This is a genomic window from Novosphingobium kunmingense, from assembly GCF_002813245.1.
Lineage (GTDB): Bacteria > Pseudomonadota > Alphaproteobacteria > Sphingomonadales > Sphingomonadaceae > Novosphingobium > Novosphingobium kunmingense.
On record NZ_PHUF01000004.1, the window covers coordinates 293,486 to 315,218 of the forward strand.

Genomic DNA, 21,733 nt, shown 5'->3' on the forward strand with positions numbered 1-21,733 from the left:
TCATGCTCAGAACTCGCTCATCAGACGGCCGAAACCTTGCAGGCGGTCGGTGAAGCCGTTGGCACGTAGCGCATGCCAATACGTTGCCGTGTTGATCGCAATGACCGGCTTGTTTAGCCAAAGTTCGGCAGCGGCGGCGACGCGGATTGCCGAAATGTTGGTTCCGCACTGGATTAGCGCGTCGACATCGTCACCATCGAGGGCCTTGAACGTATCGATAATGGTTCGCTCGGTCTGTTCGGCGATGGAGGTCCACGAAGGACATTGCAACGGAATGTCTCGGACGGTCTCGTAACCGTGGTCTGAGAGGAAGTTGCGGACCTCTGCATTGGCAGTCGGGTAGTAGGGCGAGAAGAAAGCGACTTTCTTGATCCCACCATAGGCGGCAAGCGCGGCGACCGTTGCTTCGGAGCCAGTCGACACGCCGAGACCCGAAATTTCTTCGACGCCCCGCCGCCATTTAACGGCCCCATCTGCGCCACCGAAGAAGGTAACCGCTGACATGCCCATGACGAGATAGTTGGGCTTGCAGGTCAGCACGCCGCGCACCGCTTCGTGCGTATTGTCGCTGATTTCCCACGCGCCGGCCATGAACGACTCGTTCGAGACGGCCTTTGCATCGTCGACGACGATGCGGCTGTAGTGATTGGTTACTCCTGGAACGCGCAAATCGTCAAAATCGGGCTGTACGATGGTGTTTGTCGAAGGCCCGAGAACGCCGAACTTCATGCGGTAGCCAAGTTGATCAGCTTGGACGCGGCCCGGAATGGTGTCGATTGTCATGCGCGGTTCCTCGGCATTCGGCGATGTCGTTATGCATCGGCGGTTTCGAGATGATCTTCACCTTCGTGCCGCTGGCGAACCACTCCGCGCTTGAGGTTTGTTCGTCAGGCGAATATGCTCACGGCAATAGACGGTTTAGCGCCAAAAGGTGGCATAATCGGCTGGCAATGGCAGAACAGGACGCTCCTATCCGGTCTATTTCGCGGGCCCTGGCAATCCTGCGGGTGATAAATCGTGAAGGTTCGGTGTCGCTGATGGACATCGCGAAAGCGGTCGAACTTCCCTATCCCACAACGCTACGTATCGTCCGCACGCTGGTAGAAGAGGGCGTCATCGAGCGTGAGCCGGCGCGCAAGTGGTACCGGCCGACTGCCTTGATTCAGTCGCTGGCTTACGGCTTCCAAAACAACGACCTGTTGGTGACAGTGGCTCGGCCGCACCTCGCTTCCCTGACCGAACAAGTCCATTGGCCCGTCAGCCTAGTGACGCCGGTCGGCAATGTCATGGTCGTCCGCGATTCAACGAGCACGATGACCTCGTTCACCTTCAATCATTACTATCCCGGCTGGCAGGTTCCGTTGATTGCCTCGGCATCTGGCCGCGCTTTCCTGGCCCACGCCAGTGCGGAAACGCGCCGCCATCTGATTGCCTACAACGAATCACATGGTTCTGAAGGCGAAGTTGCCATGCTCCATGCTTTTGAACATCGGGGCGAAATGGAACGGATCCTGGCGTTGGGATATGCAACCGGCGCGCGCAACGCCTATTCCGCAAGCCCCCGGCGCACGTCGTCCGTGGCTGTGCCCCTGTTCCAGGACGGCGAACTGCTGGGTTCGCTGACGATGGTCTTCTTTTCGGCCGCCATGCCGCTCAACCAGGCCGTCGAGCGATTCGTACCGGGGCTTCAAGCCACGGCCACCGCCATCGGCGTCGACATGGCGGCGGCCGAGGCAAACGAATAACGCAAGTTCGTCACGCGAACACGCCGAGGGCTGCAAATTGCCGCCTCGATGCCAGTCTATAGAAACGCCGTTCTAACGCGAACGCGGACGATCCAATTTCGCAGGAGAGAAAACGTGACAGCATCAACGCTGCGATCCAGGCTAAACAGCGGCGGGATCATCGTGGCGCCGGGAATCCAGGACATGATCACCGCGGTGATCGCGAACGAGTTCAGGTTCGAGGCAGTCTATGGAACCGGGTACTGGTTGACGGCGTCTGCTTACGGCCTTCCCGATGCCGGGATCGCCTCCGTCACCCAGATGGTCGATCGCATGGCGACACTGGTTGAAACGTCCACCGCGCCGGTCATTGCCGATGCCGATACGGGTTACGGCGGATTGCTCAACGTTCATCACACAGTTCGTGCCTACGAGAGGGCTGGGGTCTCCGCCATCCAGATCGAGGACCAGGAATTTCCAAAAAAGTGCGGCCACACGCCGGGAAAGCGCGTCGTCCCGACCGAGGACATGGTTTACCGCATCAAGGTTGCCTGCGATGCGCGAACCGACGCCGATACCCTGGTCATCGCACGAAGCGACGCGCGCCAGATCGAAGGCGTGGACGAAATGATGCGTCGTCTCGAAGCCTATGCCGTAGCCGGCGCCGACGTGCTTTTCCCTGAAGCGCTAACCTCAAGGGAGGAAATGGCGACCGTGTGCAGCCAGTTCGATCAGCCGCTGCTTGCTAACATGGCATCAGGCGGTGTCACGCCCATCCTTGCGGCGCCGGAACTGGAAGAACTTGGCTTTGCTATCGCGATCTATCCGGCGATGACCAGCCTTGTCGCCGCAGCGGCAGTTCACGCTTCGCTCAAGACTCTTCGCGAAAGCGGGAGCGCGTCCGCTGCCGGCCAGCCGCTGTACGATTTCCGCCGCTTCTGCGAGCAAATCGGTTTCGAAGAGGTCTGGTCTTTCGACAAGCGCTGGGCGCGCGATTGAGATGCAACGAAAATAAGGACTAAATTCATGGCTATCTGGCTGAAGCGCGGTGCCACCGCGGAAGCGAAATCGGACCGCGACCGCCACGTCCGCGACGCTGTCGAAGGCATACTGGCCGACATCGAAGCACGTGGAGATGCCGCGGTACGCGAACTGTCGAACCGCTTCGACAACTGGGACCGTGAGTCCTATCGACTGACTGGCGCCGAAATCCAGGCCTGCATCGACACTCTTTCGCCTCAGGACCTGAAGGACATCGAGTTTGCGCAGGCGCAAGTGCGCAATTTTGCGCAGATCCAGCGTGCTTCTATGCAAGACGTCGAAGTCGAAACGCTGCCCGGCGTCGTGCTGGGACACAAGAACATGCCACTCAATGCGGCAGGTTGTTATGTTCCGGGCGGGAAGTATCCGCTGTTGGCTTCGGCGCACATGTCGGTAATCACGGCGAAGGTAGCGGGCGTCCCACGTGTCGTAACCTGTGCGCCGCCATTCCAGGGTAGACCGGCTCCGGCGATCGTCGCTGCCCAGGCAATGGCGGGCGCGGACGAGATTTACTGCCTGGGAGGCATCCAGGCCGTCGCAGCGATGGGCCTTGGCACCCAGTCAATCGCTCCAGTGGACATATTGGTCGGCCCCGGCAACGCTTTTGTCGCGGAAGCAAAGCGTCAGCTGTTCGGGAGGGTCGGTATCGACCTTTTCGCGGGACCGACTGAGACACTGGTTATTGCCGACGAAGTCGGGTGCGATGGGGAACTCGCTGCGACCGACCTGCTTGGCCAGGCCGAACACGGGCCCGACAGCCCTGCCATCCTGCTGACCACGTCGGAAAAGCTGGCGCGGGAGACGATGCAGTGGATCGAAAGGCTACTCAAAGTGCTGCCGACGGCCGACATCGCGCGCAAGGCCTGGGAAGCCTTTGGTGAGGTGATCGTTGCCGAGGATGACGCCGAAATGGTACGCATTGCCGACGAGATCGCATCAGAGCATGTCCAAGTCATGACAGCCGACCCGGACTTCTTCCTGGTCAACATGACCAACTACGGCGCGCTGTTCCTAGGCGCGCGGACCAATGTTAGCTTTGGCGACAAGGTGATCGGCACCAATCACACGCTGCCGACAAAGAAGGCAGCGCGCTACACTGGGGGCCTATGGGTGGGTAAGTTCATCAAGACCTGCACCTATCAGAGGGTCCTGACCGACGAAGCATCGGCGCTCATTGGTGAATATTGTAGCCGTCTGTGCGGACTCGAGGGATTTGCGGGGCACGGCGAGCAGGCCAACATCCGCGTGCGCCGCTATGGCCACCGCAAGGTAACCTATGCTGGCACCGCGCAGCCATCAAAACTGACTGTTGCCTGATACGGGTCGTACGATGGGGCTTGCCCCGAAAGAGATGGGACCTTGCAGGAGAGGCCCCATACCTTTCGCTGCCCTTTGTGATGTCAGGACCTGATCAGGTCCCACTTACCATCGTGCCACTCCAGCAGCACGCAACCGCCGCGGGTCACTTCGTTGAATCCGTGGATGCTGCGGGCCGGGTTCCAGAGGAAGGAGCCGACACGCATGGGGCGCGTATCGTCGGGCTGGATGTCCCCTTCGAGGCAGAAGATTTCCTCTTGGACCGGGTGCCAGTTCGCACCAGCACCCTGGAAGCCTGCCGGAACGCGAAGCAGGCGCGTATCGGCGCCAGTTTCGGGATCGATCCAAAGGACGCGGCGTTCGAAGCCGTGCAGGGGCACGCCGTCGATGATTGGGGTAAACGGCTCGATCGTCATGGCATCGGCTATCACCGTGGGCCTGCAATTGGCCCCAGACGCCTTGTCAAACGCTTGGCCCTTGTCCTGGATCAAAATCAGGCAGCTGTCGTCCAGTGCGGTCATCACAGGCATGTCCGCGCCGGCTGGAACGACAAGGAAAGCGCCGCTGCCCACGGTCTCATCCCCGAACTTCACGTCACCCGACAACAAGGCAATCTGCTGGGTCGAGGCCAGCGAAATGGGAGTGCCGCTGCTCCAGCCGGCAGGCAGGTCGATCATGGCGCTACGTAGCGATCCGTCGTCCAAGCGGCGCAGCGGCTTCAGGCCCACCGGCTGCACGCCCCAGATCACTACCTCTTCACGGACAATCTCGTCCGCATGGATGCAGACGGAAATGTCAAAAGCGAGATCGTCGGGCTGGCTCATTGTCGGCTCCTGCTGAGTGCACTCATGTGTCGCATGGCACTGCCGGACAAGCGATTTTGCGGTGGACACTATCCGTCAGGCGGACATCCAACCGATTGCCGATTTTCTTGGCTTGGTCGTTTCCATAGCGATATCGTGAGTGCCGCTTAGGAGAACGCCGTGAGACCCCGGATTGTCGGACTTGACGTCGATGCGATGGATTGGGCTCCGCTCGGGCCGCCTGGACTGTTCAGCAAGCTGCTTAGCCGGGACCCAGAGACCGGTGCGCGAACCGCTTTGCAGCGCATGGATCCGGCCCTCGGCTACCAGGCGCCGACCATCGCGCATTTCCACACGACATACGAGGAGATTCTCGGGATCGACGGGCGCTTCTCGTTCGATTCCAAGCTTTGGGTCGTGCCTGGAGCCTACGTGTTTCATCCCCCCCGTACTGTGCACGGGTTCAAGAGCACGGTGCCCCAGGAAAGCCTGTTCCTGTCGCGCGTTGGACGTGATCTCGACGTCAACCTGGTGCCCGAACCGGCGGGCGACCAATTGTACGTAGTAGAAGGTCCCGCTCCCGCGCGATCGCCCGCGGCCTATGGCGATGCTGTCGGAGCGCTTGGCTGGAAACCGGCAAACCTGCTGGGGCGGGCAGTTTCGTGCTGCGTACTAAGCACTGACCCGGAAACGGGTGAAGGTTCGGCTCTGGTTGAGCTTCCGTCCGGTTGGACGAGCGATGCGCAGGCCAGGTCGGACTATCTCGAGATCTTCGTCCTAACTGGAAACGTGGAATTCGGGAAGATACCGGTGAGTAGCGGCAGAGCCTATTCGTTCTTCCCGCCGCAGGCCGGCATTCCGACCTTGAGGGCGGTTGCCGCTTCACGGCTCTATGTAAACTTCGGGCGAGCCCTGTGATGAGCCTTGCTCTCGTCGTCAACGGCACGTCGTCACTAGGTCGCGCGGCCGTCGAAGCACTGCGCGGTGCCGGTCTCCTTGTTGAGATCGTGAACGGGTCGAACGAGGCTGACTGGGCGCAAGCGCTAGCTACCTATGCAGAGGGCGTAGATACCATAATTGTCGCCCAATCGGGCGAAGGGCCGTGCGATGATCCGCAACCGGCGATCACCGCGGCCTGGCTTGGCGCCAAGTACGCCTTGCCGGTGTTTCGCGCCCGGGGTTCGGGCACCTTGCTGACTTTGGGGTTCGCGCCTGGAAAGGATAGCGCTAGTCCGGGGCAAGACGCAGCCTGCGAATCGATCCGGCTGTTGACGGTCGCTGCACTTCACGATGCGCGAGCCGCCGGGATCGCACTGCGGTCGAACCGACTTTTCGTTGATCCCGACGCCGATCCTGGTGCTCTGCGCGAGACGATCCGGTTTCTTGCCGACCGGCGAAGCCAATTCATGTCGGGGGCCGAATTGTCCTTGGCCGCAGGCACGGCCCCCGAATCCGCCCAACCCGACTTGGCTGGCAAGGCGATCCTGGTTACGGGCGCCACCTCGGGAATCGGACGTTCTGTCGCCATCGAGATTGGACGCCAGGGTGGGTTCGCCTTTGTTGGCGGCCGAAAGCTTGACCTCGCTGAGGAGACACTCACGCTTGTCCGCGCAGCCGGCGGAGACGGTTTGGTTGTACCGCTTGACGTGACAAGTGCCGCGGCGTGGAGGGAGGCGGCAGAACGCATCAAGTCGGTGCGCGGATTACTTCATGGTCTCGTAAACAACGCAGGTGAAGCGAAGAACGCGCCGATCGAGCAATTGGATGAGGACGACCTTGCAGTCCTTTCGGCCATCAATATCCGCGGGGTTCGACTTGGCATGGATGCCATGGAGACACTTCTGGCCCAAGGCCGCGGCTGCGTGATCAACATCGCTTCTGTAGCGGGCGTCCGTGCCGGTCCCGGGGGATCCGCCTACAGCGCCACCAAGGCAGCCATGGTCGGGCTGTCACGCGGCTATGCCGCTGCTTATGCGCGGGCCGCAAACCCCATCCGGGTCAACAGCGTCCAACCAGGTTTGATCTGGAGTGCCAGCGTTGCCGATTCGCTTGGCGAAGATGGCGCGCGCCGGTTTCGGGCCATGATAGAACCGAAGACTCCGCTTGGCCGAGTCGGCCTTCCCGAGGAGGTTGCGGGACCGGTTGCCTTTCTCCTGTCCGATGCTGCTGCCGCGATCACAGGCCAGGCCATCAACGTGTCTGGCGGCCTGGAACTCGGCTGGCCTTGATCGATAGTCAGGCGTTTGGGCTGTTGCTAGCCGAACCGGGGAACCGGTCAGGGTAGCGGCCCAGGGTAAAGATCAGGCAGACCGCCAATAGCAACAGGGCGATCGAAAGCATGACCGCCGGGGCATAAGACTGCGACAGCGCGCGCAAGGCCCCGTAGGCCGCCGGGGCGGCGCCGGCACCGATGCCGAAAGCCGCGTACTGCATACCATATAGTTCGCTGAAATGGAGCTGGCCGAAATAACGGACGGTCATATAGGCGACCAGGTCGAATTCCGCACCGGCAATTAGGCCCAGGGCCACAACGGCTACCGGCACGATTGCATCGGCCGTTTCGGCGGAGAGCAGCAGCCACAGTGCACCGGCGGCCGGCAGGACAAGAAGCGCGCAGACCGTAGGCGCCCATAGGCGATCCAGCAAGAATCCCGACAGGATTCGGCCGACCGTGACGCTGAGCGCAAGGCCGGCGAGCGCCGCCTTGGCTTCTGCCGGGTCAAGGCCCCGCTCGAGCAGCAAGGAATAGAGATTTGGCACGAGCCCGCTGACGCCGAAAGCGAGCACGAGCGCGGCTGCGGCGAGCGCCCAGAACCGGTATGACCGCAGCGCCTGCGCAACGCTGACGCCAGTGTGGGTCAGTGGTCCGGCGCCATCAATAGCGATAGTCGGCGCCTCGTGCAGCCAGGCCAACAGGACGGGGAGGCCGATCAGCAGGGGCATCGCGGCCAAGGCCAAGTATCCGCCGCGCCAGCCGACAGCTTCTATCGCGGCCGGGACGACTAACGGGAGGACGACCCCGGCAAGGCCTGTCGCCGCTAACGCAAGGCCCAGCGCCATCCCGCGGCCGCGTTCGAACCAGCTGTTTAAAAGCTTTGCATAGGTCATCGGAAGCGTGCCCAACGACAGTACGGCAAGCACCGCCCAAGCCGCGTAGTAGCCTGGGGGACGCGACCCGATCGCCGCGACCAGCAGTTCGGCGAGCCCCAAGCCGAGCGTCGATACTATCGCGATTTTGCGAGGCCCATGCGTATCGATGAGGCGACCCGCGTAGCGCCCCAAGATAACTAGCGCGATCGGCGCAAAGACCAGGCTGAGAAGGAGTTCCGCGCGGGTTACGCCCAATTCCTGTTCCATCGCCGAAGCCAGGAACCCCGACGCGTACGGAGCGATCGGTGACAGTCCGCAGGCCAGCCCAACCGCACAGGCGACGAGCGGCCGCCATGCACGGCGAAACTCGGACCAGGCGGAATCGCTCGGTTTGGAGGTCACTGTCTCGTTGCCGTGCAAGATGGTCTCCTGGCTATCGTCAGCCTGCGCCTTGGCCACGCGAGGGCTCACGGTCTTACATGTCGTACGCCGCTTCAAAAACTTTGGACTGCGTATCCGCGCTGCGAACAATTCAAGAAAAGCATCCCGTCGCACCGCGGCACGTCTGTCAGCCTTGTGGCATGTCAGACCAACCGAGCTGCGCCGAATACCTTGCCGATGTCATCGTCGACACCGGCTGCGGCACCGTGTTTGCGCTTGCCGGCGCAACCCACGCGCCATTGCTGTTCGCACTGGAGGATCGGGGCGTCGCCATCGTGGGCGGACGGCACGAGAGCGGTACCGTTGGCGCTGCGGATGGGTATGCGCGCCGAACGGGTCGTACCGGCTTCGCGCTTATCGTTGCAGAGCAAGGGCTGTCCAATGCATTGACTGCGCTCTTGACCGCGGCGCAAGCTGAAACCCCGCTGGTCGTGATTGCAACCCGGTTTCCTGACAGCTGGGTAGAACCGGCAATCCAGTTCGATGTCGACCGCCATGACCTCACAGCCCCGTTTCTAAAGTTCAGCCGTACGGTGCCCTCGCCCAATCGATTGGGCGACTATGTCCATGCCGCGATCAAGGCTGCGAACGAGGGGGTGCCCGGTCCGGCACTGCTTGTGCTACCGCTCGACTACCTGGCAAAGCCCTGCACGGCGTCAAAGCGGGCTCCCAACCAAGCTGCGCGATTGCCGTCAGCCGATCCAACCGAGTTGACAGAAGCAGTTGATCTGATTGAGGCCGCGCAGCGGCCGATTATCGTGACTGACGGGCGCGCAGCTCAATTCGATTGTGCCAAGGAATTGACCGACTTTGCGGCGATGGGCGTGCCGGTGCTGGGCAACGGCCTTGGCCGCGGGCTTGCTCCGGAAGTTTCCCCAACCGGCTACCCCTGGCCCTTCGCACAGTTCGCGGCATCGCAGGCCGATCTCGTCATTGTCGTCGGCGCGCGCATGAACATGTGGTTCGGTTATGGGCTCGCTCCGCGCTTCGCGCATGATGCGCGCTTCCTTCATATCGACACATGCGCAGAAGCTATCGGCCGCAACCGCTCGGTCGATCTGGCGCTGGTTGCCGATCCAGCCAAGACCCTTGGTGCCTTGGTCACGGCCTTATCCGCGATTTCATTTGGTCGCGATCCGTCTTGGCTCGCGCTCGCCCTCGAGCCGCGCGTGAAGCGCGTCGACGAGTTGATCGAAAGCTATGGCGATCGGCTTCACGCCGTCTCTATCGGCGCTGCGCTAGACGCAGCATTGCCGGAAGACCGTGTGCTTGTCTGCGACGGTGCGGACAGCATGAATTTCACTTTCGCACGGATGCGGGTTCATCGTTCGCGATCCTATTCGGATCTACTTCCGTTCGGCGCGATGGGAGCAGGCTTTCCGATTGCGATAGGCATGGCCGCAGCCGAGGCCGAAGCCGCGCTGCGTGAAGGCAGGAGAGTCAAACCGATCACGTTCGTGACAGGCGACGGATCGTTGGGATTCTTCATTGCAGAATTGGCGACGCTCGCAAGGTCCGCTCTTCCCTTGACCGTTCTAGTTTCGAACGACGGGCGGTGGGGAACCGAGTTCCACGGTCAGACCATCGCCTATGGCCGCACGTCCAACACCGACCTTGGCGCCATAGATTACGCCGCGGTCGCGCGCGGATTTGGCTGTCCTGCGCAGGCTGTGACCACTCGCAACGCCCTCGATGCGGCAATCCGCGAAGCGCAGTCGTCTGGCGGCCCCGTGGTGATCGACGTGCATGTCGATCCCGACGGCGGACGTATCCGCAAACTTGATCCCCTGCTGGGCATGATCCTGTTCGAGGACATTGCCCCGCACTGATGGCCAGTTAATCGAAACAGGGAGTACGAACATGCGAGTAATCACCGCGCTTCTATTGGCAACGACCGCGCTTTGCGCAGCTTCGCCCGCGCTTGCGCAGGACACACAGTCGCCCGATACCTCAGAAGACGTCGGCATAGGCGCCGACATCGTCGTCACCGCCGAACGACGTGAAGGGTCCTTGCAGAAGACCCCCATATCGATCACCGCGCTTGACGAGACGTCACTGGCCAATCTTCAAGTCACCCGCACCGCTGATCTTCAGCGCTTCACCCCCAGTCTAAACGTGGCGCAAGGCACTGTCGATCCGACAACGCTGACCATTTTCATGCGCGGTGCCGGGCAAAATGCGGGCACCTGGGTCGGCTATGAATCGGCCGTTGGACTCTATATCGATGAACTGTATTTCGCGAGCCTCACCGGAGCCAACCTCGACCTTGCCGACCTTGAACGGGTCGAGGTTTTGCGCGGTCCGCAAGGCACGCTATATGGACGCAACACCCTGACCGGCGCGATCAAGTACGTGACGAAGAAACCTGCTGCCAATCCATTTGGCAACTTCGAAGCGGAATACGGGCGGTTCAACATGGTTCGGCTGAAGGGAACGGTGTCCACGCCAATATCGGACGATTGGGCAATCCTTGCCAGCGGCAACTATTATCGTCGCGACGGCTACTTCAACGCGCCCGCCCTCAATCGGGACGACTACGGGCTTTTGAAGGAATACGGTGCGCGCGCCGCGATCAAGTATATCGGATCAGGGCCTTTCGGACTTACCGCGTCCGCATTTTATTCCAATGCCAAGAACGATGGCTCGATCGGCCTGGCGACGAATGCCACGACCCTCGCGCCCGCAGCTAGCGATCCCTACACCTACCTCAGCCCAGTCGATGGATACGGAGATGCCGAAACTTATGGCGGCGACTTGGTGCTCAGCTACGACATCGGCGGAAGCGCGACGGTCAAATCAATTACCGGCATTGTTCACACCACCGAAGCGTTCCTGGCCGACACCTCTGCCGGGCGTCCAACCAACACCGTGAACGGCCCATACCTTCTGGGATTCGACCGATTGGAATCGACGGCCGCGCGCACGCAGTTTAGTCAGGAGCTGCAGTTGCTTGGCGATACGCTGGATGACCGGCTGCACTACATCGGCGGCCTCTACGTCTTCCGCGAGACCGGATTCCAGGACCGCACGGATTACCTGCTGAGCATCTACGACCTGCTTCCCCAGCATGTCGAAATGAAGACAACCAGCTATGCCGCTTATGGACAGCTGACCTACGATCTGACGCCCGAACTCTCGGCCATTGCCGGGCTGCGCTATACCCACGAGGAAAAGTCGGTTTTCGGCCGGCAGCAAAGCAACCTGACGACGGTTCTTGCCGACCGCACCTACGGAGCGATTGACGCGAAACGGACAGCGAAGTCCTGGACGCCGAAATTTGGCCTCAACTGGCAGGCCACACCCAACGTTTTGCTTTACGGAAGCGTTTCGCGCGGCTTCCAGGCCGGCGGCTTCAACTACCTCGCATTGGTCAGCCCGACCAACTACATGCGCGGCTTCGATCCTCAGACAGTGTGGGCCTATGAAGTGGGGCTCAAAACCCAGTTCCTCAACCGGAAAGGGCGCTTCAACCTCGCGCTCTATCGCAACGATTTCGACGATATCCAGACCAACGTCGTGATCAATGGCTCGGCCCTGACCCAGAACGCGGGAACAGCCCGGGTCGAAGGTGTGGAGGTCGAAACTTCCTACAATCCCACGCCTGGCCTGACCATTTTCGGAACGCTGACGTACGGGGACGACAAGTATCTGAACCTCAATCCGGCCAGCTCTGCGGCGGCAGCGAACGCAAAGCATCTGCCAAACGTTCCCCATTGGCAGTACAGCTTCGGCTTTAACGGGACCATACCAAGCGAAACTCTGGGCGATCTGCTGCTAGGTGCCGACTATTCGTTCATGGGCGGAAAGTACCTCGGCGGCAACAACGCGCCGATCACGTTCATGCCGTCCTACGAACTGGTCAACGCCCATGTCGGCTGGGCTCCTCCGGGGCTGGACAACTTCGAAGCGCGCTTCTCCGTTTCGAACCTCCTCAAGGAAAAATACTACGTCTACGGCAACGTGCTGGGCGCCTTCGGCCTGCGCAGCCCTGGTGAACCGCGGACCTGGAAGATCTCGCTACGGTATTCGTACTAGTAGCAGCGCGGAGCGGAGGCGGGGGATCAATCCCTCGCCGCCGCGCCGAACACGGGTAGGGGAACCTCGCGCAGCGGGATGCTTGTCGTCTTCAATTCAGTGAAGAAATCTGCGCTGCTGGACGCGCCGTCGCGCCCGGTTCCACTGTCCTTGTAACCACCGAATGGCGCACGCAGTTCGCGCATCATGGGGGTATTGATCCAGATCGTTCCTGCCCGGATTTCGCGACTGCAGCGCATGGCTGCGTCAAGGCTTGCGGTCCAGACATAGGCAACAAGGCCAAAATCCGACGCGTTGGCAATCGATATGGCCTCGTCCAGCGAATCGAAAATCAGGAAAGTTGCAAAGGGGCCGAAGATTTCCTCCTGACATACGCGGCTGGCGTTGTCCTTCGCTAGTACGGCGATGGGTTCCACATACCATCCTCGCTCTAGCCCTTGTGGCCGCCCGCCTCCACACAAGACCTCGGCTCCCTCGTTGGTGGCCGCGTCAAGATAGGACAAGACGCGATCGCGATGTGCCCGATAGGCAAGCGGCCCCATTTCCGTCGACGGATCAAGCGGATCACCCAATTTGATTGCGCGGGTGCGGCGCACGAACTCGGAAATGAAATGATCCGCCACGCGGCGTTCGACCAGTATGCGCGAACCTCCAAGGCATTGCTGGCCGTTGTTGGCGTATATTCCAGCCAGTGTGCCATCGATCGCGCGATCGAAGTCGGCATCGGCGCAGACGATCGCCGCCGACTTGCCACCAAGTTCCATGATCGAGGGTTTCAACCGCCGGCCGGCAGCCGCCATGATCGCGCGGCCGGTCATTGTGCCGCCGGTGAATCCGACCATGTCGACTTCCGGGTGGTCGACCAGCGCTGATCCAGTGACAGTGCCGCGTCCGTTGACTACGTTCACTACCCCTTCCGGCAAGCCGGCCTCGTGCATCAGCTCCACCATCCGCAACACTGATTGCGGTGTATATTCGGACGGCTTGAGGACGCAGGTGTTTCCAAACGCAATGCAAGTGGCGATCCGCATCGACGACAGGGCGAGCGGGGCATTCCACGGCGAAATGAGTGCCGCAACGCCCTTGGGTTCCCGGGTGACATAGGTGAGGAAATCAGGGTTCTGCAAATAGCTTTCACCGGATAGGCTACTGGCGAATTCGGCAAAACTGCGGAAGTTTGCGGCTGTTCGCCGGATTAGGGCCGCGAGATTGCGCACGGGCAGGCCGGTCGTCCGTGCTTCGATCTGGGCTAGCGACTGGGCTTCAACGACTAAGCGGTCATGGATCGCATAGAGGATATCGTTTCGATTATCCGTTCCCATCGTTGACCAAGCTTTGAACGCTTGTCGCGCGGCCTTGGCCGCCAAGTCCACGGTCTTCGCATTCGCCTCCGCCAAGTGCGACGCAACCTCTTCGGTTGAGGGATCGATGATCTCCACCAAGGTGGCGGCGTCATCGATGTATGGCTTGCCGTTGATGAGGCTATTTGAAACTGGAAGCATCAAGGGTCGCCTTTCGATCGGTTGGGACTGCCAAGCTTCAGCGTTCCTCGCAAGGTGACCCGCTGGACAAGGTTTAATCGATCGGTCTTCACCCTGCGAAGAATATCGGTTGCCGTGCGCTGGTCAAAGCAATCAGGGTAAAGAATGCCGCGATGAGAAAGCCCGACACGCAAGCGCTGTTGCCCATAATTCACTCATTTTCACCCCCGGCATGTTGGGTTGCAACAATTTTTTGGCCGAAGTGAGCAATATATCTACCTATATTGATATATTTAAAATGACGTCGTTTCATAGCCTATTTCTAAATGAAATGCGGCATTTATAGATATATTCGCCAATTGCATTGATGATTTATACTTCATTATTCTTCTGATCGCGAAAATCAAATTATTAAATTATCCAATGATCGCCTGTCCCTTCCGTAATGCCGCTGCCGCCTACCACCGCAGCTTGTCGAGCCGAACAATGCCCCGCACCCGCCCGTCTCGCGTTGTCTCCGTCAGGATCCAAAGCCAGTTCTTTAGCTGGCGGATGACAAACTGGCTGAAGCTGTCGACCTGGTCATCGTGCTTGCCGTGGGGGAAGGCGCGAAGTTTACCGCGGAACGCGTCAAACAACGGGGCCTCTCGCGGGAGATCGAGATGGCCCGCCTCGACCTCGCCGAGACAGGCGTTGAACCGTTCTTCCTTGCAAGCGACCGGCTGGACCATGATTGGATTGAACCCGGCGGTCGTCTTGAGTTCGGGGAACAGGGCGTAACCGCTTCCCGCCTTCTCAATCAAAACCCTGTCCGCGCGGTGTTGCTTGCGGCCGTGGATCAAATTCCCTCTAAAATTGGATGCAGATCGGCAGCAATCTGCGACTTTCAAAGCGTCTCAAAGTCACGCGGAAGCATCGAAACACGAAATTCCCTTTCTATTCCCGAAGAACAGGGAAATTTAGGTGGAGAGCGGTTCGCAGCTGACTGCTTCCACCGCCATCATCAATCCCTAATTTCAAACCCGATCGCTCCGCGCGCCGGACGGCTCCGTCGTCACACGACCCGGACGTCGACCGATGTAACCATGGTCTGCGGCGCGCTGCCGAGGAAGGTGCCGTCGATCGGCGAGACGTCGGCATAGTCGCGGCCCATGCCGATCTGGATGTGATCGTCGTGCACCAGGCAGGCGTTGGTCGGGTCAAAGCCGATCCAACCGAGGTCCTTTCCGCACCACACGTTGACCCAGGCGTGCATCGCATCGGCGCCGACAAGCCTCTCCTTGCCGGGCGGCGGAACGGTGCGCAGGTATCCGCTGGCATAGGCCGCCGGAATGCCCTGGGCGCGCAAGGCGATGATCATCACGTGGGAAAAATCCTGGCAGACGCCGGCCCGCGCGGCGAAGGCCTCGCTCGGCGGGGTGGCGCTGGTCGTGGCGCCGGGCCTGTAGTCGAACTCCTGCGCAATGGCCGTCATGATCGCGCTGGCCACTTCGACGACCCCGGCGCCGGCCGGAACGTGGCGCGCGGCCCATGCCGCGATGTCGGTGCTGGGCACGGCGATCCGCGAGGCGAAGAGATAGGGCGCCGGCGCCAGCGGCGTAAGGTCCCGGGCCGCGAGCACCTGTTCGCGCAGCACGTCGAGCGACGGCCCGCGCTGGCCCTCAAGCGGGGGATCGACCTCCATGGTGAACTCGCTGACCAGTTCCAGTTCACGCAAGGGCCGATTGAACTCGATCTGCGTCGTGACCACCCAATAGGGGCCGGAATTGTTGGTCGAGCGCGCCGGAGCGGGGTTCACCGTCAACAAGTAGTCGCGCATCCTCTGGCCGCTCCACGTCGCCGGTTGCAGGCGCAGGTTGTAGCGGGCAGCGGCGACTGGCGCAGCGTAGGTCATCTGCGTGGCGTGGCGGACCTTGTATATCATCCAAGAAAGCTGGCCGTTTCCCTGGTCGATGGCGGTTCGGCGTGCAGGAAATAGCGGCTCGCGATTGCATTCGAGAGCTGGGCAAGTGCTGCCTGCAATCCGGCGACGAAAGCCTCGTTCACCCCGTCCGCGTCGACAGCCTCTATCCTTGCGATCAACTGCCGCGCCAGGCGCAGCGGCTGCTCGAGCATGCCGTCGTCGCGGCGGTCCGGCAGCGACGCCAGGTGCTGTTCGATCTGCACCACCTGATAGGCGAAGCAGCGCGGATGGGCCGGATCGAGCATGACCAGGTCGATTACCGGGGCCAGCGTCGGGCTGGCGAGGTAGCGGCTGCGGTACAGCGTCTGCGCATCGACAAGATCGAGCAAGGCGGCGAGATCGTCGCTAGAGGCCGTACCGCCGGTCAGCGGGCGCACCGCCTGAAGCACGATCGACGCGCGTTCGATGCACAGCCCCATGTCGAGAAAATGCCACGCCGCCCCCCGGCTCATCCCGTCCGCCGTCAATCGGGCGATCGCGGCAAACCGCTCGACCAGGTCGTCGCAAAGGACGGCTATCCGTTCGAAATCCTCGGGCAGCTTGGCGGGCAAGGGTCGATGGATCGCGCGCCAGCTGTCGCGGGTCAGGCGATCGCGCAGCAAGAGGGCGATCTGCCGCCCGCTTGCCGCCAGCCCGCGTACCGAGCCTTCCCGCTTGCTGTCACTCAACGCTGCGGCGGCGATGCGCGACGGCTGCCAGCTCGTGCTGACGGGCGGGACGGCGCCCAATCCGCGCAGCAGGTCAGCAAGGCGCTGCACCGTGCTAAACGCCTCGTCCCGCTCGTTCGCCGCGCCGACTTGCTCGATAAGAGTGCGGACGATCCGCACGATCTGGTGCGCCCGCTCGCCATAGCGGCCAAGCCAGTACAGGTTGTCGGCCGCCTGGCTGGGCAAAAGGCCCAGATCGCGTCGCGGCGCCTGGTTGGCGGGTCCCGCTGCGATGCCGGGGGCGATCGGCGACGGATCGAGGATGCAGACGTCGGTCGAAATATCGCCCAGCCCCATCAACGAGGTGCGCAGGTCGCCGTGTTCGGAAACGCGCGCAAAGCCGCCAGGCAAGGCGACCCACTGGCCCTCCCCGTTGCGGGCGAGGAACGCGCGCAGCGTGAACCCGCGTGGCTCGAAACGATCGCCGGACACGATCGGCGTGGTCGACAGGCTGACTATCTCTTGCGCGGTATAGTCCATCGGCCGCAGCGCCATGCCCGCGACGATCTGCTCGCGCTCGGCGCTGCTTAGCAATCTGCCAACGCGCGTGTGGCCATCGGGCAGGCCTGCCACCGGCAGGCGGAAGGCCGAGCTGATCACCAGTTCGTCGAGGCGCGCCAGGACCTGCGCGCGTTCGCTTTCGCCGCCGCACCACCAGGTCGCGGCATTGGGCAGCCGCAGAGGTTCGTTGAACAGGATGCGAGAGAGGCGCGGAAGGAACGCCGGCATGGCCCGGCTTTCGATCACCCCCGCACCCGGCCAGTTGGCAAGAACCAGCCCGTGCGCCGCGGCATCGATCAGCCCCGGTACGCCGATCTGCGAGCGGGCATCGAAGTTGAGAGGATCGCTGTCGCGCGTCTTGATCCAGCGCCACAGGGCGTCGATCCGCTTCAGGCCCGCGATGGTGCGAACGTAGAGCCGTCCGTCATTCACCGTCAGGTCGCGGCCTTCGACCAGCGAAAAGCCGAGGTGACGGGCCAGGTGTGCCTGTTCGGGATAGGACTGGTTGAAGCGGCCTGGGGTCAGGATGCCGATGCGCGGTTCGGCCCGTTCGCAATCGGCGGCAAGTCCCTGGCGCAGCGCATCGAAGAAGGGCGTCAGTCGCCGCGTACCGATCGAGGCGAGCAGCCCCCCGGTAGCACGCGTCATCGCCAGCCGGTTTTCCAACGCGAACCCAAGGCCGATGGTCAACTGAGCCCGGTCCGCCAGCACGCGCCATTCGCCGGCGGGCCCGCGCGCCAGGTCAACCGCATAGATGTGCAGGAAATGGCCGCCAGGCGGACGCATGCCGACCATCCGACGGGCAAATCCGCCGCTGCCCGAGACAACCGCTGCCGGCAGGTGTCCGTCCGCCACCAGCTGCTGCGGCCCGTAGATGTCCGCCAGCACGGCTTCGAGCAGGTTGGCGCGCTGGACAAGGCCCGCCTCGATCCCGGCCCATTCGGTTGCGCCGATGAAGATCGGCATGGGATTGAGCGGCCAGGCCCGCTCGTGCTCGTCACCGGTGAGACGGAACGCCAGGCCAAGGTCTTCGACGTGATGGTCGATATGGGGCTGGAGTTCGGACAGCTTGCCTTGCCCCTGTGCCGCGAGGCCCGCCGCGAAGGCGCGCCAGCTGGCCTGCTGTGACGGATCTGCCGCGGCGAATATGTCGGCCGCTGGATCGGGCGGCGCATATTGCGGCAATGGATCCATGGCCGCTGCCGACCCGTGCGCGCCGGACCCCATCGTGCCCGCCTCTGGAGGAAGCTCGGTCTCGGTCATTCCAGCCCGGCAGGCCGCCTGAGGTCAAGCGTCATCGGGAATTCCCCCCTATTCTCTTCCGCCGGGATCGCCACCCTGCCCGGGGTGTGGCCGTGATCCTGGAAGCGCGCCTTGCGACGGGCTTCGGCCTCGTAGCTGTTGATCGGCACATCGTCATAGGCCCGACCGCCCGGATGCGCCACATGGTAGACGCAGCCCCCCAGCGAACGGCTGTTCCAGGTGTCGAACACATCGAAGGTCAGCGGCGCATCGGCGCCGAGCAGCGGATGAAGGCAATTGGGCGGCGCCCAGGCCTTGTAGCGGACGCCGCCGACGGCTTCGCCCGGGATGCCGGTGGAATGCATCGGCACGCGCCTGCCGTTGCAGCCGATGACGTGCCGCCCGGACACCAGCCCGCTGGCCTTGACCTGAAGCCGTTCGGTCGAACTGTCGACATAGCGCACCGTGCCCCCGATCGCGCCGGTTTCGCCGAGCACGTTCCACGGCTCCAGCGCATGGCTGATTTCCAGCTCGACCCCGCCGGCGTGGACCGTGCCGTGAACCGGGAAGCGGAACTGGTGCTGGGCCTCGAACCAATCCGGATCGAACCGGTAGCCCGCGCCGCGCAGGTCTTCGAGCACTTCGAGAAAGTCCGTCCAGCAGAAATGCGGCAGCAGGAAACGGTCGTGCAGGCTGGTGCCCCAGCGAACCAGCGATCCGCCCAGCGGTTCGCGCCAGAACCACGCCACAAGCGCGCGCAGCAGCAATTGCGCTGCAACGCTCATCTTCGCGTCGGGCGGCATCTCGAAGCCGCGAAACTCGACCAGGCCCAGTCGTCCGGTGGGGCCGTCGGGCGAATAGAGCTTGTCGATGCAGATTTCGGTGCGGTGGGTGTTGCCGGTGACGTCGACCAGCATGTTCCGGAACAGGAGGTCGACGATCCACGGGAACTTCGGCGGCTCGCCGGGCGGCGGAACCTGGGCAAGCGCGACCTCGAGCTCGTAGAGGCTGTCGTGCCGCGCCTCGTCGATGCGGGGCGCCTGGCTGGTCGGGCCGATGAACAGGCCGGAAAACAGGTAGCTGAGCGACGGGTGGCGTTGCCAATAGAGCACGAAGCTTTTCAGAAGGTCCGGGCGGCGAATGAAGGCGCTTTCGGTGAAGCTTGCGCCGCCCAGGACCAGATGGTTTCCCCCGCCGGTCCCGACCGAGCGGCCATCGACCATGAACTTGTCGGCGGTCAGCCCACATTCGCGCGCGGCGGCGTAGAGCCGGGTCGTCACGTCGACCAATTCCTCGAGCGAAGCGGTGGGATGGATGTTGACCTCGATCACGCCGGGATCGGGCGTCACCTTGAGCACCTGGATGCGCGGGTCGGGTGGCGGGGGATAACCCTCGATACGAACCGGCAGGGCCAGCGCCTCGGCCGTGGCCTCGATCTCGGCAATCAGTTCGAGGAAATCCTCAATGCTCTCGGTCGGCGGGAGGAACACCGACAGGTAGCTACCCCTCGGCTCGACCGTCATCGCGGTGCGCACCGCCCCTTCGATAATCTGCTGCTCGACGATGTCCTGCCGCGCGCCCTCTGGCACCTCGACCTTCTGGTGCATCTGCGCCGCGCTTTCGCGCTGGTCATGCACCTGGTCGGCACCTTGCGCGCGGAAATCGGCCAGCGGTGCGCCGGGATCGGTTTCGACGCGGGGGTGGACATAAGGGTATTCGTTCTTCGGCACGTGCGGCAGGGAGCCCAACGGCAGGCGATAGCCGAGCGAGGAATCGCCCGGCACCGCGAACAGCGCCCCGCGGCGCAGACGCCACTGCTCGCTTTTCCAGCGCTGCGCGTCTTTCGCTTGCTTTGCCTGCCAGCGCTGGATCGGCAGGACATAGCCGACCGGCTTGGTCAGGCCCCGGCTGAAGGTCGTGACGATCCGCTGGCGCTCCTCGGGGTCGTCGATCTTGGGATCGAGCGGCGAGACATTGACCGGCAAATCGCCTTCGCGCTCGATCCACTTGTGCGGATCTTCGTAGACCGGGTGAACGAAGGCCTGGTCGATGCCCAACCGGCCGGCCGCCACGGCCAGGAAATTTCCGGCCTGCTCGGCACCGATGGCGCGGTCCTCGCCGGCCTCGGGATCGCGCGCGATCAGCGCCGGGTTGCCCCACAAGGGCACCCCGTCCTTGCGCCAGTACAGCGAGAAGCCCCAGCGCGGCAGGCTTTCCCCCGGATACCACTTGCCCTGGCCGTGGTGCAGCAGTGCTCCCGAAGCAAAGGCGGAGCCCAGCTTGCGGATCAGCTTGTCGGCGTATGCCGCCTTGGTCGGACCGACGGCCTCGCCGTTCCATTCGGGCGCCTCGCCGGCATTCTCGGCCACGAAGGTCGGCTCACCGCCCATGGTCAGACGCACGTCCTGGGATTCCAGGTCCGCATCGACCCTTCGCCCCAGATCGAGCAGGGCCTGCCACCGCTCGTCGGTGAAGGGCCTGGTGATGCGTACCGCTTCCTTGACCCGGTCGACGCGCATTTCGAAGGTGAAATCGACTTCGGCCGGCTCGGCCATGCCTTCGATCGGTGTCGCCGAGCGGTAATGCGGCGCGGCGCAAAGGGGGATGTGGCCTTCGCCGGCGAACATGCCCGACGTGGCGTCGAGCGCGATCCAGCCGGCGCCGGGGACGTAGGCTTCGGCCCAGGCGTGCAGATCGACAACGTCCTCGGTCACGCCCCTGGGGCCGTCGATCGGTTCGACATCGGCCACCATCTGGATCGAATAGCCCGATACGAAGCGCGCGGCGAAGCCCAGGCGGCGCAGCAGCTGGACCAGCAGCCAGGCGCTGTCGCGGCACGAACCGCGCCCGATTTCGAGCGTCTGCTCGGGCGTCAGCGTGCCGGATTCCATGCGGATCACATAGTCGACGCGCCTTTCGATCTGGCGGTTGACCTCGACCAGGAAATCGATCGTGCGTCCTCGGTACCCGCCTTGGCTGGCGACCAGTTCCTCGAACAGCGGGCCCTGCTCTTCGCAATCGAAATAGGCAGCAAGGTCCGACCGCAGCTTGTCGTCGTAGGCGAAAGGATAGGTCTCCGCGTATTCCTCGACGAAGAAGTCGAACGGGTTGATCACGGCCATGTCCGCGATCAGGTCGACCTCGATGCTGAACTCGCTGACCCGTTCGGGGAAGACCACCCGCGCCTGCCAGTTGCCGTGCGGATCCTGCTGCCAGTTGATGAAATGCCCGTCGGGCTTGATCTTCAGCGCATAGTTGGGAACCGCGGTCCGCGCATGCGGCGCTGGGCGCAGCCGGATCACCTGGGGACCAAGCTGGACTGGCCGCGAGTAGCGGTAATGCGTCAGGTGGTGCAGGCCGGCGCGGATCATGCGCCGAATAAGAACCT

General features: G+C 62.6%; 15 protein-coding genes. 7 read left to right on the top strand and 8 right to left on the bottom strand.

Going from position 1 to position 21,733, the window contains the following annotated elements:
- Positions 1-6: 6 nt before the first annotated feature.
- The gene (locus B0I00_RS10835) at positions 7-783 is read right to left on the bottom strand and encodes a maleate cis-trans isomerase family protein (protein ID WP_100867410.1); all 777 of its coding nucleotides are present in this window, start codon (positions 781-783) and stop codon (positions 7-9) included.
- A 50-nt stretch (positions 784-833) separates the two neighbouring features.
- On the opposite strand from B0I00_RS10835, the gene B0I00_RS10840 reads away from it, so the two are divergent.
- From B0I00_RS10840 to hisD, 3 genes are all read left to right on the top strand, one after another.
- The gene (locus B0I00_RS10840; protein WP_198519214.1) at positions 834-1,745 is read left to right on the top strand and encodes a helix-turn-helix domain-containing protein; all 912 of its coding nucleotides are present in this window, start codon (positions 834-836) and stop codon (positions 1,743-1,745) included.
- Positions 1,746-1,859: 114 nt separating this feature from the next.
- Positions 1,860-2,723 (top strand): isocitrate lyase/PEP mutase family protein, encoded by an 864-nt coding sequence (locus B0I00_RS10845; RefSeq protein WP_232730202.1) that lies wholly within the window; start codon positions 1,860-1,862, stop codon positions 2,721-2,723.
- Positions 2,724-2,750: 27 nt separating this feature from the next.
- Positions 2,751-4,082, top strand: coding sequence for a histidinol dehydrogenase (hisD, locus tag B0I00_RS10850; protein WP_100867413.1), 1,332 nt, complete (start codon positions 2,751-2,753; stop codon positions 4,080-4,082).
- A gap of 83 nt (positions 4,083-4,165) precedes the next feature.
- Here hisD and B0I00_RS10855 read toward each other — a convergent pair whose 3' ends face one another.
- Complete coding sequence (locus B0I00_RS10855) at positions 4,166-4,906, bottom strand: cupin domain-containing protein (protein ID WP_100867414.1); 741 nt, start codon at positions 4,904-4,906, stop codon at positions 4,166-4,168.
- A 159-nt stretch (positions 4,907-5,065) separates the two neighbouring features.
- Here B0I00_RS10855 and B0I00_RS10860 point away from each other — a divergent pair, with 159 nt between their 5' ends.
- Complete coding sequence (locus B0I00_RS10860; protein ID WP_157812541.1) at positions 5,066-5,803, top strand: cupin domain-containing protein; 738 nt, start codon at positions 5,066-5,068, stop codon at positions 5,801-5,803.
- A 488-nt stretch (positions 5,804-6,291) separates the two neighbouring features.
- On the top strand, positions 6,292-7,113 hold the full coding sequence (locus tag B0I00_RS17050; RefSeq protein ID WP_157812542.1) for an SDR family NAD(P)-dependent oxidoreductase: 822 nt from the start codon (positions 6,292-6,294) through the stop codon (positions 7,111-7,113).
- A gap of 7 nt (positions 7,114-7,120) precedes the next feature.
- On the opposite strand, the gene B0I00_RS10870 is transcribed toward B0I00_RS17050, so the two are convergent.
- Positions 7,121-8,434, bottom strand: a complete 1,314-nt coding sequence (locus B0I00_RS10870) for an MFS transporter (RefSeq protein WP_157812543.1) — start codon at positions 8,432-8,434, stop codon at positions 7,121-7,123.
- Here B0I00_RS10870 and B0I00_RS10875 point away from each other — a divergent pair.
- Both B0I00_RS10875 and B0I00_RS10880 read left to right on the top strand, forming a co-directional pair.
- On the top strand, positions 8,329-10,245 hold the full coding sequence (locus B0I00_RS10875; protein WP_100867418.1) for a thiamine pyrophosphate-binding protein: 1,917 nt from the start codon (positions 8,329-8,331) through the stop codon (positions 10,243-10,245). The two genes, B0I00_RS10870 and B0I00_RS10875, sit on opposite strands and share 106 nt — an antisense overlap.
- Before the next feature lie 31 nt (positions 10,246-10,276).
- A complete protein-coding gene (locus B0I00_RS10880; RefSeq protein WP_100867419.1) occupies positions 10,277-12,451 on the top strand; it encodes a TonB-dependent receptor in 2,175 nt (724 codons plus the stop codon).
- A gap of 26 nt (positions 12,452-12,477) precedes the next feature.
- Here B0I00_RS10880 and B0I00_RS10885 read toward each other — a convergent pair whose 3' ends face one another.
- From B0I00_RS10885 to B0I00_RS10905, 5 genes are all read right to left on the bottom strand, one after another.
- The gene (locus B0I00_RS10885; protein WP_100867420.1) at positions 12,478-13,953 is read right to left on the bottom strand and encodes an aldehyde dehydrogenase; all 1,476 of its coding nucleotides are present in this window, start codon (positions 13,951-13,953) and stop codon (positions 12,478-12,480) included.
- A 437-nt stretch (positions 13,954-14,390) separates the two neighbouring features.
- Positions 14,391-14,774 (bottom strand): hypothetical protein, encoded by a 384-nt coding sequence (locus B0I00_RS10890; RefSeq protein WP_100867421.1) that lies wholly within the window; start codon positions 14,772-14,774, stop codon positions 14,391-14,393.
- Between the two features lie 212 nt (positions 14,775-14,986).
- Entirely contained in the window at positions 14,987-15,856 is an 870-nt protein-coding gene (locus B0I00_RS10895; protein WP_100867422.1) for a transglutaminase family protein, read from the bottom strand.
- Positions 15,853-18,366 carry a circularly permuted type 2 ATP-grasp protein gene (locus B0I00_RS10900; RefSeq protein WP_232730203.1) on the bottom strand — a complete coding sequence of 838 codons (2,514 nt, stop codon included), beginning with the start codon at positions 18,364-18,366 and terminating at the stop codon, positions 15,853-15,855. The genes B0I00_RS10895 and B0I00_RS10900 overlap by 4 nt, the downstream gene beginning before the upstream one ends.
- Positions 18,363-21,716, bottom strand: coding sequence for a transglutaminase family protein (locus B0I00_RS10905; RefSeq protein WP_100867423.1), 3,354 nt, complete (start codon positions 21,714-21,716; stop codon positions 18,363-18,365). Before B0I00_RS10905 ends, B0I00_RS10900 begins: the two co-directional genes overlap by 4 nt.
- Between the last annotated feature and the right edge of the window lie 17 nt (positions 21,717-21,733).

Coding starts and splice junctions, on each gene's coding strand:
- B0I00_RS10855 (WP_100867414.1), bottom strand. CDS start 4,906: ATGAGCCAGCCCGACGATCTCGCTTTTGACATTTCCGTCTGCATCCAT.
- hisD (WP_100867413.1), top strand. CDS start 2,751: ATGGCTATCTGGCTGAAGCGCGGTGCCACCGCGGAAGCGAAATCGGAC.
- B0I00_RS10905 (WP_100867423.1), bottom strand. CDS start 21,716: ATGATCCGCGCCGGCCTGCACCACCTGACGCATTACCGCTACTCGCGG.
- B0I00_RS17050 (WP_157812542.1), top strand. CDS start 6,292: ATGTCGGGGGCCGAATTGTCCTTGGCCGCAGGCACGGCCCCCGAATCC.
- B0I00_RS10880 (WP_100867419.1), top strand. CDS start 10,277: ATGCGAGTAATCACCGCGCTTCTATTGGCAACGACCGCGCTTTGCGCA.
- B0I00_RS10895 (WP_100867422.1), bottom strand. CDS start 15,856: ATGATATACAAGGTCCGCCACGCCACGCAGATGACCTACGCTGCGCCA.
- B0I00_RS10840 (WP_198519214.1), top strand. CDS start 834: ATGATCTTCACCTTCGTGCCGCTGGCGAACCACTCCGCGCTTGAGGTT.
- B0I00_RS10885 (WP_100867420.1), bottom strand. CDS start 13,953: ATGCTTCCAGTTTCAAATAGCCTCATCAACGGCAAGCCATACATCGAT.
- B0I00_RS10900 (WP_232730203.1), bottom strand. CDS start 18,366: ATGACCGAGACCGAGCTTCCTCCAGAGGCGGGCACGATGGGGTCCGGC.
- B0I00_RS10875 (WP_100867418.1), top strand. CDS start 8,329: ATGCACGGCGAAACTCGGACCAGGCGGAATCGCTCGGTTTGGAGGTCA.
- B0I00_RS10835 (WP_100867410.1), bottom strand. CDS start 783: ATGACAATCGACACCATTCCGGGCCGCGTCCAAGCTGATCAACTTGGC.